This window comes from Archangium primigenium, from assembly GCF_016904885.1.
GTDB lineage: Bacteria > Myxococcota > Myxococcia > Myxococcales > Myxococcaceae > Cystobacter > Cystobacter primigenius.
Map to the genome: position 1 here is coordinate 3,637,907 of NZ_JADWYI010000001.1, position 14,479 is coordinate 3,652,385.

The 14,479-nt window shown below is 71.3% G+C and carries 11 protein-coding genes; 5 read left to right on the forward strand and 6 right to left on the reverse strand.

Translation table 11 applies throughout. From position 1 onward, the window contains the following. Positions 1-41 precede the first annotated feature (41 nt). The gene (locus I3V78_RS15125) at positions 42-938 is read right to left on the reverse strand and encodes a hypothetical protein (RefSeq protein ID WP_204488517.1); all 897 of its coding nucleotides are present in this window, start codon (positions 936-938) and stop codon (positions 42-44) included. A 146-nt stretch (positions 939-1,084) separates the two neighbouring features. Here I3V78_RS15125 and I3V78_RS15130 point away from each other — a divergent pair, with 146 nt between their 5' ends. Both I3V78_RS15130 and I3V78_RS15135 read left to right on the forward strand, forming a co-directional pair. Then, entirely contained in the window at positions 1,085-2,347 is a 1,263-nt protein-coding gene (locus tag I3V78_RS15130) for a patatin-like phospholipase family protein (protein WP_204488519.1), read from the forward strand. A 206-nt stretch (positions 2,348-2,553) separates the two neighbouring features. After that, positions 2,554-4,005: a glycoside hydrolase family 5 protein gene (locus I3V78_RS15135; RefSeq protein WP_204488521.1), complete on the forward strand. Its 1,452-nt coding sequence runs from the start codon at positions 2,554-2,556 to the stop codon at positions 4,003-4,005. Positions 4,006-4,029: 24 nt separating this feature from the next. Here I3V78_RS15135 and I3V78_RS15140 read toward each other — a convergent pair whose 3' ends face one another. Further along, on the reverse strand, positions 4,030-5,502 hold the full coding sequence (locus I3V78_RS15140; RefSeq protein ID WP_338023587.1) for a Do family serine endopeptidase: 1,473 nt from the start codon (positions 5,500-5,502) through the stop codon (positions 4,030-4,032). 239 nt (positions 5,503-5,741) lie between these two features. Continuing rightward, entirely contained in the window at positions 5,742-6,107 is a 366-nt protein-coding gene (locus I3V78_RS15145) for a Spx/MgsR family RNA polymerase-binding regulatory protein (RefSeq protein WP_204488529.1), read from the reverse strand. A gap of 243 nt (positions 6,108-6,350) precedes the next feature. Between I3V78_RS15145 and I3V78_RS15150 the strand changes: the two genes are divergently transcribed. Next, the gene (locus tag I3V78_RS15150) at positions 6,351-6,956 is read left to right on the forward strand and encodes a hypothetical protein (RefSeq protein ID WP_204488531.1); all 606 of its coding nucleotides are present in this window, start codon (positions 6,351-6,353) and stop codon (positions 6,954-6,956) included. Positions 6,957-6,994: 38 nt separating this feature from the next. After that, complete coding sequence (locus I3V78_RS15155) at positions 6,995-9,049, forward strand: DUF8189 domain-containing protein (protein ID WP_204488539.1); 2,055 nt, start codon at positions 6,995-6,997, stop codon at positions 9,047-9,049. Between the two features lie 2 nt (positions 9,050-9,051). On the opposite strand, the gene I3V78_RS15160 is transcribed toward I3V78_RS15155, so the two are convergent. Continuing rightward, positions 9,052-9,522 carry a hypothetical protein gene (locus I3V78_RS15160; protein WP_204488541.1) on the reverse strand — a complete coding sequence of 157 codons (471 nt, stop codon included), beginning with the start codon at positions 9,520-9,522 and terminating at the stop codon, positions 9,052-9,054. A 54-nt stretch (positions 9,523-9,576) separates the two neighbouring features. Continuing rightward, the gene (uvrA, locus tag I3V78_RS15165; protein WP_204488543.1) at positions 9,577-12,462 is read right to left on the reverse strand and encodes an excinuclease ABC subunit UvrA; all 2,886 of its coding nucleotides are present in this window, start codon (positions 12,460-12,462) and stop codon (positions 9,577-9,579) included. 227 nt (positions 12,463-12,689) lie between these two features. Between uvrA and I3V78_RS15170 the strand changes: the two genes are divergently transcribed. After that, positions 12,690-13,607, forward strand: coding sequence for a metallophosphoesterase family protein (locus I3V78_RS15170; protein WP_204488545.1), 918 nt, complete (start codon positions 12,690-12,692; stop codon positions 13,605-13,607). A gap of 12 nt (positions 13,608-13,619) precedes the next feature. On the opposite strand, the gene I3V78_RS15175 is transcribed toward I3V78_RS15170, so the two are convergent. Continuing rightward, positions 13,620-14,435 carry a GNAT family N-acetyltransferase gene (locus I3V78_RS15175; protein ID WP_204488547.1) on the reverse strand — a complete coding sequence of 272 codons (816 nt, stop codon included), beginning with the start codon at positions 14,433-14,435 and terminating at the stop codon, positions 13,620-13,622. Positions 14,436-14,479 lie beyond the last annotated feature (44 nt).

The window sequence follows — 14,479 nt, forward strand, 5'->3', positions numbered from 1 at the left end:
GTGCCTACCCCAGCGGTGGCCCCCGAGACAACCGACTCTCCTCAGAGCACCAACGAGAACCCGGCGAAGGGGCCCCGGAAGAGGTCCACGTTGCGCACGCCGTCCACCACGCCTTGATCATCCAGGTAGGTGGCGCGGTAGCCCGCGCGCAGCCGCACGTGTCCCAGGTCCAGGGCGAGGCCCGCGTCCCCGCGCACCTGGATGTAGGGCAGGGGCGTCAGGTGGGCGTTGGCCTCCAGCTTGAGCGGCCCGAGCAGCCCCAACCGGGCATTGGTGCCGAACCCCGGGCCCGCCATGGTGACGCTCGGCGCGAAGGCGGCATCCAGGCCCGCCGACACCCGCCACGTCACCCGCGGCTGCTTCACCACGAGGTAGCTCGGCGCCACCGACAGGAGCGAGATGGAGTCGCGGCCCCCCGTCCCGTCATCCGTGGCGAGGTTGAACAGGTTCAGGTCGATGCCGAAGCCGAAGCGCTCGCCATCCGTCTGCATGCCGAGGCCCACCGCGTAGCCCTCCGTGACGGCCGCGCCGTCCGCCTGGAAGGACGTGGTGAAGGGCTGGGCGGCGGCATCCTCCACGCCCAGCACGGGGCGCGGCGGGGGCTGGCTGTACCGGTAGTAACGGCCATAACTCGGCACGTACGGGCCCATGAACGGCCAGGCCCACGCCGGGTCGAAGTAGGAGTACCGGTGCCAGGGATTTCCGTAATACCCGTACGGGGAGAAGTACCCGGGGGCGTAGTACCCCCCGGAGGGCGCGGGACGCGGCCGGGGCGTGCCCGCGCCATGGCCCGGAGAGGGCGAGGGGCGGCCTCCCGGCGACGAGCCCGGATTCGATGAGGGGGGCGGACTGGAGCGCTTGCCGAAACGGGCCTCGGCGGAGCCCGGACCGAGCCCCACCAGGGTGATCGCCAGAACCAGTCCTGTCTGTTTCCACATGGTTCCACTCCATGGCGGCGGGCGGGATGAGGAGCGCCCAGCGCATCTTTTGAACCTAACCAGTCCACCCCCTCGATGCTTCCCTTGGACGGAGGGCGGGCGACCCTTTGTCCGGAACGGTAGACTCGGGCCTGGAGGACAGGTGCATGCGAACCGGGCTGAAGACGGCGCTGGTGTTGGGTGGAGGCGGGGCGCGCGGAGCGTACGAGGCCGGAGTGGTGGCCTACCTGCGCGAGGAACTGGAGCCCGAGCTGGGCCGGCCGCTGCCGTTGGACATCCTCGTGGGCACGTCGGTGGGCGCGCTGCACGCGTGCTACCTCGCGGCGACGAGCGAGCGGCCCCACCTGCAGGGCGAGGGCATCCGGGCGCACTGGACGGGCATGAAGGTGGAGGAGGTGCTGCGCGTGGGCATGGGGGACTTCGTGCGGGTCGTGCGCGAGGCCCTCGGCAAGCCCGCGCCCCATCCCCGGGACATCCAGTACGGCGGCCTGGTGGATCCCCGCGGCCTGCGCGCCATCGTGGGCCGGGGCATTCCCTGGCCGAACATCGGCCGCAACGTGCGCGCGGGCCAGGTCGAGGCGCTCGCGGTGAGCACCACGCACGTGGGCAGTGGCCGGGCCACGGTGTTCATCCAGCGGCGCGGCGGCGGCGTGCCCGTGTGGAGCGGGGACGCCACCTGTCAGGCCGAGGCGACGCGCATCGGCCCCACGCACGCGCTGGCGTCGGCCGCCATTCCCGTCGTCTTCCCGGCGGTGCGCCTGCGCGGGGATCTGCACGTGGACGGAGGCCTGCGCATGAACGTGCCGCTCAGCCCCGCGCTGCGGCTGGGCGCCCAGCGGGTGATCGTCGTGTCCCTGCGGCATGATCCCCGGCTCCTGCCTCCCGTGGAGGTGCCGCCCCAGGCCTTCGCCAACGCGCCCATGCTCGCGGGCAAGATGCTCGCCACGTTGATGATGGACCGCACGGATCAGGACCTGGGTCGGCTGCGGCGGATCAACGCCCTGGTCGAGGCGGGCACGGCGGCGTACGGCGTGGACTTCGCGCGCACCCTGGGCGCGGCGCTGGACGGGCACCGGGGCCATCCGCTGCGCTACGTGCGGGAACTCCTGGTGCGGCCCTCCGAGGACCTGGGCGTCCTGGCGGCGGAATACGTCCGCACGCCGGGCTTTCGGAGCAAGGGCCAGGGCCTGGCCCACAAGACCATCCTGCGCATGGTGGATCAGGAAGGCACACGCTCGGCGGACCTCGCCTCCTACCTGCTCTTCGATGGGGGCTTCGCCGAGCGGCTCATCGACCTGGGACGGCGGGATGCCCGGGCGCTGCGCGCCGAGTGGCTGCGCTTCTGGTCCGATGCGCCCCAGAACGGCGCGGAGCGGGCCACGTGGCCACCCGAGGCGACCGCCGCCTGACAGGCCGCTCCGCCCTCCTTTTCCTCCGAGACAACCGCCCGCTGCTTCACGGTGGACTGCCTCGCGGTCGGCCCTGGCCGTTGATGGGCGGCGTTGGACGCCCGACCACGTGTGCGGCGCGCGGTGCATGGCTATTGAACCGCCGGCGCTCGGAGCGCCCCACCCACGGGGGTTTGCGCATGCGGGTTGTCGGGATGTGTCTGGGATTGCTGCTTTGGGGGGCCGCGTGCGGCGGGTCCGGAGAGGAGGCCCCCGCGCCCCGCGCCTCGAAGGAGCCGCTCTCGCTCTCGCTCGATGCGCTCAGCACCGACTGGTGGATGCAGGCCTGGGTGACGGCTCAACCCGCGCCCGAGCGCGTGGACGTCTCGGTGAACGGTGGCGAGTGGAAGGCGATGCAGCGCACCTCGTGGAACACGCGGGTCTGGACCCACTTCCAGTCCCTCAAGGGCACGGGCGTGCGGCTGCGCCTGGTGCACGCCACGGGGACGCTCGTCACGTGCGCGGTGGATTATGTGCCCGGGGTGGTACTGCCCACGTGCTCGGCGGACGGGGTGTACGCGACGGCGCCGACGCCCCCCGCGCCCGAGGTCCCCAGCGGCTATCTGCACACCGAGGGCGCGCGGCTCCACACCCGGGACGGCCGCGAGGTGCGGCTCACGGGGCTCAACTGGTTCGGGTTCGAGGGGCCCTCGCGCGTGCCCTATGGGTTGGACCGGCGGGCCCTGGGCAGTCTGTTGGATCAGGTGAAGGCGCAGGGCTTCAACATGCTGCGGCTGCCCTACAGCAATGACGTGCTGCGCGAGGGCGTCTACCCCGACACCTCGAACGTGAGCGCCACGCTCAACCCGGAGCTGCGGGGGCTCACGTCCTTGCAGGTGTTGGATCGCATCGTCGCGGCGGCCAAGGCGCGCGGTCTGCGCATCGTGCTCGACCGACACCGCCCGGACATCTCCAGCCAGTCGGAACTCTGGTACCGCACGAACCGCGTCGCGGAGGAGGCGGCCTGGATCGAGGACTGGAAGCGGCTGGTGCGCCGCTACAAGGGCGAGCCCACGGTGGTGGGCGTGGACCTGCACAACGAGCCCCATGGCCGCGCCACCTGGGGGGACGGCAACCTGGACACGGACTGGCGCCTGGCGGCCGAGCGCGCCGGTAACGCCATCCTCGCGGAGAACCCGGAGCTGCTCATCATCGTGGAGGGCATTGGCCTGTACGCGGGCCAGTACTACTGGTGGGGCGGCAACCTGCGCGGCGCACGCGACTTCCCGGTGCGCCTGAGCGTGCCAGGCCGCCTCGTGTACTCGGCGCACGACTACCCGGAGAGCGTGTCCGCGGAGGCCTGGTTCCAGGACAAGGGCCGCACGGGCTACCCGGCGAACCTGCCCGCGGTCTGGGACGCCGCCTGGGGCTACCTGGTGCGGGAGAACCGCGCGCCCGTCTGGGTGGGGGAGCTGGGCACCAGGCTCCAGACGGAGTCGGACCGGCTCTGGCTCCAGACCCTCACGCGCTACCTGGCCGAGCAGCGCGTGGGCTTCGCCTTCTGGTCCCTCAACCCCAACTCCGGGGACACCGGCGGCCTGCTCCAGGACGACTGGACCACCCTCCACGCCGCGAAGCAGGCACTGCTCGCCCCCGCGCTCGCGCCGCCCATTCCCTGAGCGGCGCGAGGCGGGGGCGGGGAACTAGGACGGCACGGGCAGGGCGCGCAGCAGGGTGACGTCCGAGCCCGGCGGCTGGATGCGCAGCAGCAGCATGCTGCCGGGCTTCGCCGCGCGCAGGGCCGCGGCGGCCTCCTGGGAGGTGGCCACCTTCTGGTCGCCCACCTGGCGCAGCAGGGTGCCCGGGGGCAGCTCCGCCCGGTCCGCCGGGCTGCCCGGCTCCACCTGCACCACGCGCACGCCCTGGCCCTGGGGATCGTCCGCCAGGCGCATGCCCAGCCGGCCCTTGGCGGGCGTGCCCTCCTCGTCGCGCGAGGGCACCTCGGACTCGCCCTTCTGCGCGGGCCGCGTCCCGAGCGTCACCGCCAGCTCCATGGGCTTGCCCTCGCGCAGCACGTGGACGGCGACCTTGCTGTCGGGCCGCAGCAGGCCCACCGCGCGGGTGAGCCCGCCGGCCGACTCGATGGCCGTGCCCTCCACCTGGGTGATGACGTCGTCGTCCTTCAGGCCCGCGCGAGCGCCCGGCCCGTTGGCGTTGAGGTCGGCGACGATGGCGCCCTTGTCCACGTTCAGCCCCAGCGCGCGCGCCAGGTCCGGCGTGAGATCCTGCGCGGCCAGACCCAGCCAGCCGCGGCGCACGGCGCCGTCCTTCTCCAGGCGGGGCAGCAGCGAGTGGATGAGGTTGCTGGGCACCGCGAAGCCAATGCCCGTGGCTTGCCGGACGATGGCCGTGTTCATGCCGATGACCTCGCCCTGGAGGTTGAACAGCGGGCCGCCCGAGTTGCCCGGGTTGATGGCGGCATCCGTCTGGAGGAACTCGTCATAGGGCCCCGCGTGGATGTCCCGGGCGCGCGCCGAGACGATGCCCGAGCTCACGCTGGACGTGAGGCCGAAGGGGTTGCCGATGGCGAGCACGAAGTCCCCCACGCGCATCGCATCCGAGTCGCCCAGCGCCACGTGGGGCAGGTTGTCCGGCGCGTGCTCGAGCTGGAGGACCGCCACGTCGGTGAGCGGATCCCGGCCGAGCACCTGGGCCTCGAAGGCGCGCCCATCATCGAGCTTCACGCGCACGCGCTCGGCGTTCTCCACCACGTGGTTGTTGGTGAGCACGAGGCCCTTGGCGTCGACGAGGAAGCCCGAGCCGAGGCCCTGCTGGACGGGGCCCTGCTCGCCCCCCTGGGGCCTGTCGGGGAGGCCGAACTGCTCGGCCCAGCCGGGCGGCAGGCGGAGGCGGCTCTGGGCGGCCACGGGCTCGCGGGCCTGCACCTCGACGTTGACGACGGCGCCCTTGACCGACTCGACCAGCGGGGCGAGCGAGCCGGGCGTGGGCACGGTGACGGAGGGGATGACGGGCGCGGCCACGGGCGCGTTGCGCATGGCGGGCGGCGCGGACGTGGACGCGGGGGAACCCACGGCCTGACCGCAGGCGGCGGCGACCATCATCAGCGGAAACAACACGCCGCGCGCGGCACGGCGGGAGGTGAGGGGAGAGGACACGGGGGGCTCCTTTCGGACCGGGCTCCATACCCAGTGCATCGTTCTGGGTAATCCGTGTGCATGGAGCGCGCCATGTCGAGGGCCTGTCGGCGCCAGTGCCTCGTCACCCAGCGGCCAGGCACTGTCTTCCCTCGGGCGCCGCGAGCGGGGGCTTCATTCCCGCGTCTGTGTTTCGGAACATGTCGGGGCGAAATGCCCTGTGCCCGGGGCGCTGGGGCATTCCTCCCGTGTCCGGGCGCTCACGTGCCGGAGAAGAGCGCGGCGTAGGCCTCGGGCTTGAAGCCGACGAGCACGCGCGCGCCGTGCACGAGCACCGGCCGCTTGACGAGCTTGCCGTCGGCGGCGAGCCATTCGAGGAGCGTGGCGTCCGTCGCGGCGTCCACCTTCTCCTTGCCCAGGGCCCGGAAGCTCTGCCCGCTGGAGTTGAGCCACTTGCGCACGGGCAGGCCGCTCTGGGGCACCCACCGCGCGAGCTCGGCGGGGGTCGGGGGCTCGTCGACGATGGGACGCACGCGGGCGGTGACGCCCTGCTGCTCGAGCCACCGCAGGGCCTTCTTGCAGGTGTCACAGCCGGCGTAGGACAACATCAGGACCTCGGTCTTCATGGGCCGCGCTTCTAGCAGAGGCGCCGGTCCTGCCCAGAACCCGGGAGGGCGTGTGTCCGTCCCCCTCCCGAAGGCCCCTTATCGGGTGCCGTTCCGTCACCGGGGTGGATTGCTTCTGGGCGGTGGGTACGGTCTTCTGCGCTCCCTTCGCGGTCTTCGTGTCACGCGGAAGGACTCGAGATGAGCGCTAGGACGTTTGCCCTTGAATCCCTCCTGCTCGCGGGATGTCTGGGGGGGAGTGGCGTGGCCTGGGCCCAGGAGCCCGCGTCCCCTCGGTTGCATCCGGGCCAGGTGGAGCTCCGGCTCGACGGCGCGGTCGCGTTGCTGCTCGCGCTCGAGGGGGGCGTTGGCGTGGAGGTGGGGGTGCTGCCACTCTTCTCCGGCACGTTGTCCCTGGGCGCGGCGTTCAGTGGCGAGCTGTGTGCCTTGGCGTGCTGGGTGCCCAATGCCCTCTCCGAGCGGGACACCTCGCGCTGGGAGCGCTCCCTGGTGGGGCGTCTGGGCTATCACTTCACGGTGGGCGGACGCGGGTTCGACCGGGCCGATCTGTCCGCCTTCGTCCTCGGAGGGGTGACGGAGCCCCACACCACGGTCACCTCGCCCGAGTATCGCTTCCAGGGCGTGGGCCGAGGCCCGGTCCTGGGCCTGGGGCTGGGCGGCAAATACTTTCTCTCCCCGCGCTTCTTCCTGGGGACCGAGGCCCGGGTGCGCGCTTCCTGGGGCACGCCGGAGTTGACCCTCACCCGGGGCACCCACGCATTCACTGACGCGGAGCGCCAATGGCTGCGCTATGGCGTCTCCGCCACCTTCTTCGTGGGGGTCCGTCTGGGCTGGGATGTAGACTCGTGAGACCGTTTTAACGGGGAAAACCCCTCACGGAGCGTGTCATGGGCGAGCACGAGGACAAGGGCATCACGGGAGGGTTGGACCGTCGGCGAGTGCTGATCGCGGGGGCCGCGGCGGTCACGGCCACCGCCGCGCCGGACTGGCTGCTGCCCACGGCGCGGGCCGCGACGGCGCGGGAGTGGGTGGGGGCCGGGGCCTTCCAGCACCTCTACGATCCCACGCCGGGGGTCACGCGGGGCCGCTACATCAACGACCATTGCTTCATCCGGGGCAAGGATGGCCGCTGGCACCTGTATGGCATTACCGGGGACTCGGCGGTGCCGGGCCAGTTCCCGGACGGGAACAAGGAGATCCGCTTCGCCCATGCCACCGCGCCGAGCCTGAGCGGACCGTGGACCTCCACGACGGACGCGCTCGTGCTGGACCCCCAGTACTTCAGCGAGGAGCACTTGTGGGCGCCGCACGTCGTGGAGAGCGGCGGCACCTACTACATGTTCTACTCGGCGGGCGGCACCAGCGGCTGCGCCATCAACCTGGCGACCTCCACGGACCTCTACACGTGGAAGCGCCACGCCGCGGGGCCGCTGTTCCGGGGCATCCGGGCGCGTGACACCGCTGTCGTCCGGATCGGCACCCAGTGGGTCATGTATTACTGCGAGGTCGCGGCCGTGGGCGGCGCGCACATCGTCTCGTGCCGGACGAGCACCAACCTGGTGAACTGGAGCGCGGCGCGGACGGTGTTCACGGATCCCAGCAAGGAGAGCAACTCTCCCTCGGTGACCGAGTCTCCCTTCGTCGTGCAGCGGGGCGACTGGTGGTACCTCTTCATCGGGCCGCGCAATGGCTACACGGGCACGGATGTCTACGCGAGCCTGGATCCGATGTCCTTCCCGCTCGGCAACTACGCCGGTCATGTGCCGGCGCACGCGGCCGAGGTCATCCAGGACGCGGGCGCGTGGTGGATCTCCTCGGCGGGCTCCTTCTCCCGGGGCGTCTACCTGGCGCCCCTGCGCTGGCAGGGCTCGCCGCCCGTCTGGCATGGCCCGCGCAATCCCGAGGTGGCGCTCGACGTGACGGGCCGGTTGCAGCTCTTCGCGCTCGATCCCTCGGACCGCCGCATCCTGCGGCGCGCCCAGACCCATCCCGCCACCAATGCCTGGGGGGAGTGGGAGGTCTTCGGTGAGCCCGCGGCGGCGGTGCCCTCCGTGGCCCGCAACCTGGATGGCCGGTTGGAGGTCTTCGCGATCAACGCGGACACGACGCTCTCGCGCCGCATCCAGCGCGCGGATGGCACCTGGGACGCCTGGGCCTCCTTCGGAGGAGCGGCGGGCGCGGCCCCCGTGGTGGGCCGCAACCTGGACGGCCGGCTGGAGGTTTTCGTGCTCGGGCCCGGAGGCGCCTACATCACACATCGGTGGCAGAACCGCGCCAACGCGGCCGCCAGCGATTGGAGCGCCTGGGAGCAGTTCGGAGGCGCCGCGGGCGCGCTGCCCGTCGTGGGCACCCACGCGGATGGCCGGCTGGAGGTCTTCGTGCCGGGTCCCGCCAATGCCTGTCTCGCCCACCGCTGGCAGAACACGCCCAACGGCTCCTGGAGCGCCTGGGACACCACCCTGGGCGGGCCCCTGGGCACCACGCCCACGCTCGCGAGGGATCCCCGGGGCATCCTCGAGCTGTTCTCCCTGGCGCCGGTGGGCGTGGGGGTGCACATGCTGCCGCAGACGAAGCCCTCGGGCGGGTGGGGGAGCTGGTCCCAGTTCGCGTCCTGGGCGGACAGCCCGCCCACGGTGGTGGCGAGCAAGGACGGACGGCTCGAGTCCTTCCACGTCCTGCCGGGCGGCACCCAGCTCGCGCACCGGTGGCAGAACAACACCACGGATGGCGTCTGGCACGCGCCCGAGGTCTTCGCCGACGGGCCCATCGCGTCCGCGCCCAGCGCCATCCTGGACGCCGGGGGCCTGCTGCACGTGTTCCTCGTCGCCCCGGACGGGAGCCTCCGCGAGCGCGTGCAGGTGGCGCCCAGCGGGGGCTTCGGCAACTGGCAGGCCTTCGGCACCCGCCGGATCGCCGCGGTGCCGTGCGGCTCGCCGACCTAGGACTAGGGCTCCGCGAGGCCCGAGGCCAGCAGCGCGAGCCGGGTGACGATCTGCTCCTCGGAGGGCGGAATGACGGCGCTGATGTCGTGCAGGAGGCTGATGCGCAGTCCGTTGCCGCGCAGCCAGGTGATCAGCTCCTCGGCGTTGAGCGGATCCGGCCGGATGAGGAACTTCCGGGCGATGGGCACGCGCGACAGGTACAGCGCCTCGAGCGAGGCCAGGTCGCCCTCGGGGCCGGCGTAGACCGGCTCCGTGTGCTTGAACCAGGGCCGGATGTCCTCCAGGAGCCACTGGACCCGGGAGCTCTTGAAGCGCTCGAGCTTCAGGAACTCCTGCAGGTGGCCGCGCTCCAGGAGGATGCAGTCATCGCCCGCGCACCACGCCTCGATGCTCAGGTGGTGGGCCAGGAGGCGGTGCTGACGCCGACAGTACTCGCGGTGGGGATCCAGGGTCATGGGGGCCACCGCGAGCATGGCCAGAAAGTCCGCGCCGGGACAGGAATCGTTTCCGGCGCTGTTGGCTTCCGGCTAGGCCGCCGGAGAGGGGGACTCCTCCAGGCGCACGCCCACGCGGTGCCGGCGCTTCTTGGTGAGCACCTGATGGAGGTAGCGCCCGGTGTGGCTCTCCTTCACCTTCGCCACCTGCTCCGGCGTGCCCACGGCGAGCAGCTGGCCACCGCCCGCGCCGCCCTCGGGCCCCATGTCGATGACCCAGTCCGCGCTCTTGATGACGTCCAGGTTGTGCTCGATGACGAGCACGGTGTTGCCCGCCTCCACCAGCCGGTTGAGCACCTGGAGCAGCTTGCGGATGTCCTCGAAGTGCAGGCCCGTGGTGGGCTCGTCGAGGATGTAGAGCGTGCGGCCGGTGGCCACGCGCGCCAGCTCGCGCGCCAGCTTGATGCGCTGGGCCTCGCCACCGGAGAGGGTGGGCGAGCTCTGGCCCAGGCGGATGTAGCCGAGCCCCACGTCCTCCAGCGTCTGGAGCACGCGCATGATGTCCTTGTGCGCGGCGAACACCTGCGCCGCCTCGCGCACGCTCATGTCGAGCACCTCGGCGATGTTCTTGCCCTTGTAGCGCACGCGCAGGGTGGCCTCGTTGAAGCGCTTGCCCCCGCACACCTCGCACGGCACGTACACGTCCGCGAGGAAGTGCATCTCCACGAGCTTCACGCCATCGCCCTCGCACGCCTCGCAGCGTCCGCCCTTGATGTTGAAGGAGAAGCGGCCGGCCGTGTAGCCGAAGGTCCGCGCCTCGGTCGTGAGCGCGAACACCTCGCGGATGGAGTCGAAGAGCTTGGTGTAGGTCGCCGGGTTGCTGCGGGGCGTGCGCCCGATGGGCCGCTGGTCGATGTCGATGACCTTGTCCAGGTGCTCCAGCCCCGTGATGGCCTTGTGCCGGCCGGGCACCTCGCGGCTCTCGTACAGGGCGCGCGCCGCGGCGGGGTAGAGGATGTCGTTGATGAGCGTGGACTTGCCCGCGCCGGACACGCCGGTGACGGCCACGAAGATCCCCAACGGGATGTCCACCGACACGTCCTTGAGGTTGTTCTCCTTGGCGCCCTGGATGGACACCTTGGCCTTGCCCGGGGCGCGGCGCCGCTCGGGCACCTCGATCTCCCTGCGGCCCGAGAGGTAGGCGCCCGTGACGCTCTTCTCGTCGTCCATCACCTCGGCGGGGGTGCCGTGGGACACGATCTGCCCGCCCAGCTCCCCGGCGCCGGGACCGAAGTCCACGAGGTAGTCCGCCTCCTCCATCGTCTCCTCGTCGTGCTCCACCACGACCACGGAGTTGCCCAGGTCCCGCAGGCGCTTGAGCGTGCCGAGCAGCTTGCCGTTGTCACGCTGGTGCAGGCCGATGGACGGCTCGTCGAGGATGTAGATGACGCCCGTGAGCTCGCTGCCCATCTGCGAGGCGAGCCGGATGCGCTGGCTCTCGCCGCCGGACAACGTGGACGCGGTGCGGTCCAGGGTGAGGTAGTTGAGCCCCACGTCCACCAGGAAGCCCAGGCGGCTGCGGATCTCCTTGAGCAGCTCGGTGGCGATCTTCCGCTCCGTCTCGGAGAGTTTGATGTCCTTGAGCCAGCCGAGCGCGTCGCCGATCGTCTTGCGGCTCAGGTCCACGATGGAGCACTCGCGCACCTTGACGGCGCGGCTCTCCGGCTTGAGCCGCGCGCCGCCGCAGGTGGGGCAGGGCTTGTCGCTGAAGAACTTCTGGTAGTAGGCGCGCGCGGCCTCGGACGTGGTCGTCTTGAAGCTGCGCATCAGCTTGTTGACCAGGCCCTCCCACTCCATCTCGTAGGTGCCGCCGTCGCCCCACTTCACGGTGAACGACTTGCCGTCCACCCCGTACATGAGGAGCTTCTTCACCTTGGCGGGCAGCTTCGCGTAGGGCGTGTCCAGATCGAACTCGAAGGCCTGCGCCAGGCTGTCCACGAAGTCCGCCGTCCAGCCCTCGCCCCGGTTCATGCCGCTGGCCCAGGGCTCCACCGCGCCGTCGCGGATGCTGCGCGAGCCGTCCGGGACGATCCGCTCCGGATCCATCTCCGCCTTGGTGCCCAGGCCGTTGCAGTCCGGGCACATGCCCAGCGGGTTGTTGAAGGAGAACGAGGAGGGGGCGAGCTCGCCGAAGGACAGACCACAGGCGTGGCACGCGTTGAGCTCGCTCATGATCTGATCACTCGCGGGGCTGCCCGCCTCGTCGGTGACGATGAGCATGCCCTTGCCCTCGCGCAGCGCCGTCTCCACCGAGTCCGTCAGCCGCTGCTTGCCCTCGGGCTTGATGCTCACCCGGTCGATGACGAGCGCGATGTCGTGCTTGGACTTCTTGTCCAGCTCGATCTTCTCCTCCAGGCTCTTGACCTTGCCGTCGATGCGCGCGCGCGAGAAGCCGCGCTTGAGCGCCTCGGTGAGGATGTCCTTGTGCTCGCCCTTGCGGTTGCTCACCACGGGCGCGAGCACCATGGCCTTGCTGCCCGCGGGCCGGGCCATCAGCGTGTCGACGATCTGCTGGGCGCTCTGCTTGCCCACGGGCTTGCCGCACTGGGGGCAGTGCTGGACGCCCACCGAGGCGAAGAGCACGCGCAGGTAGTCGTGCACCTCGGTGACGGTGCCCACGGTGGAGCGGGGGTTGTTGCTGGCCGCCTTCTGCTCGATGGAGATGGTGGGGGACAGGCCCCGGATGGTGTCGTAGCGGGGCTTCTCCATCTGGCCGAGGAACTGCCGGGCATACGCGGACAGGCTCTCCACGTAGCGGCGCTGACCCTCGGCATAGAGGGTATCGAACGCGAGCGAACTCTTCCCGGATCCCGAGACGCCGGTGAACACCACCAGCTTCTTCTTGGGGATATCCAGGGAGATGTTCTTGAGGTTGTGCTCCTTGGCTCCACGGATGGAGAGGGTATCGGGCTCGGACATAGGCGCGCGGATGTAACACTGAAAGGGCGCGCAGTGGGTGGTTTGTGGGCGCGCCGGGGGGATTCCAGGAGGTTGGATGGCCCCGTGCGCCGGGGGTTTCACGCACGCTTCCGGGGGTCACCTGGCTGGTGGGCCGCCCGGCGGGCGATAGGGCTTCGCCTATTTGACACAACGCGTGAGGTTCCCACTCGACAGGGCGCGTGGAGCGGGGCAGGGTGGAGCGCACGATGGTTCCGCTCGCTCCGGACTCAAGATTGATCGCCGGCGTGGGGGACATCCATGGCCGCTTCCACCGTGTGGAAGCCTGGCTGGATGCCCTGGAGCAGGCGCTGGACCGTCCGGTGGACTTGGCCCTCGCCGTGGGCGACGTGGAGGCCTTCCTCCTGGCGGACGACCACCGGCGCAAGGCGGCCAAGCGGGGAATGCCCGCGGAGTTCGCCGGCTACGCCGACGGCGTGCGCAGCATGAAGCGGCCCCTGTACTTCATCGGGGGCAACAACGAGGACTTCGAGGCCCTGCACGACGCCCCCGACGGTTTCTCGCTCGCCCCCAATGTGCATTACCTGGGACGTGCGGGGCTCAAGGAGCTGGGCGGTCTGCGGGTGGCCTACCTTTCGGGTATCCACGCGCCGCGCTTCTACGAGCAGCCCCTCAAACGGCCCCGCTCGTTGGATACGGCGAAGCAGGCGGGCTACTTCCGCGCGAGCGAGGTGGACAAGGTCCAGGCCCTGCGGGACGTGGATGTGCTGCTCGTGCACGAGTGGCCCCGGGGCCTGCCCCAGCGGGCCCAGGAGCGCGAGGTGCCCCCGCCCGGCCGGACGCTGCCGTCGTACTGGATTGGCAACCCCATCACCCGCCGACTGGTGGAGACGGTCCATCCCAAGTGGGTGCTGTGCGGGCACTCGCACCGCGCCTTCGCGGTGACGCTGGGCAATGGGGGCCGGCAGCCCTCGCGCGTGGCGTGCCTGGACCAGGCGGCGAAGCCCGAGGAGGCGGTGTTCTGGATGGAGGTCCGCGGGCGCGAGGTGGTCAGCGCCGGGTGGGGCACGTCCGGACAGGTGGCCTGGCGCGCGGGACAGCCGTGGGGCCTGGGCTGTCTGCCCGCGCCCTCCGAGGCGCCGTCCCTGGAGACCACGGGCTCCTGAACCCGCGGCGCCTCACGCGCCGGTGTCCCCGGACGCCTCGGGCGGACGGTGGACGCACCAGAGCGTCTCGGCGTGTGTGAAGCCCAGGTGTTGGTAGAGCCGCGCGGCGCGGGAGTTCTCGTCCTCCACCTCCACGAGCAGCCGGGGCCAGCGCTGGAGCAGGGCCTCGCAGAGCCGATGAAGCCCCCAGGCCCCCAGGCCCTGGCCCCGCGCGGCGGGATCCGTGAAGACGTTCTCCACCAGCCCCAGGTCCGGGGCCGCCTCCAGCGCGGTGGCGATGAATACCAGCCGCCCCGCGTGTTCCATCACGTGCTCCTCGCCCCGCTCGATGGACGCGAGCACGTCCGCTTGGAACGCGGCCGCCGGGAGTCGGGTCGCCTCCGTCCCCAGGCGCTCGACCGCGGCGCTCAGGTTCAGCTCCAGCAGCCGCGGAAGATCCTCCCGCCGCGCGCGCCGTGAGACCGTCGCCTCGAGCACCCGCGCGGGAGGCGCCAGCCGGGAGGCGATGAGGCGGTGGACGCGGGAGAACGAGGCCGAGGGCGGGCTCCAGTGCTCCAGGAACCGGGGCGGCTCGTCTCCCGCGCAGCGCAGCTCCCGCCAGTGGGGCGCGGCCTCGGGGACGAGCGCGAGCAGTGCCTCGGCGCTCGGGATCGAGTCGTACCGGAGCGCGAGCACGGGGCCCAGGCCCAGCACCGCGCGCGGCTCACCGCGCTCGCGACAGCCCACGAAGCGCTCGGCTTGAAACCACTCACACGCCACCAATCCCCGGGCCGACACGAACCCCCGCGCGGCCTGGGGTGAGAGTTCCTCGAACTGGATGTCTGTCATGGGTGGGTTCAGCCTCTTACTCCAACTCGTGGAGTCATTGTGAT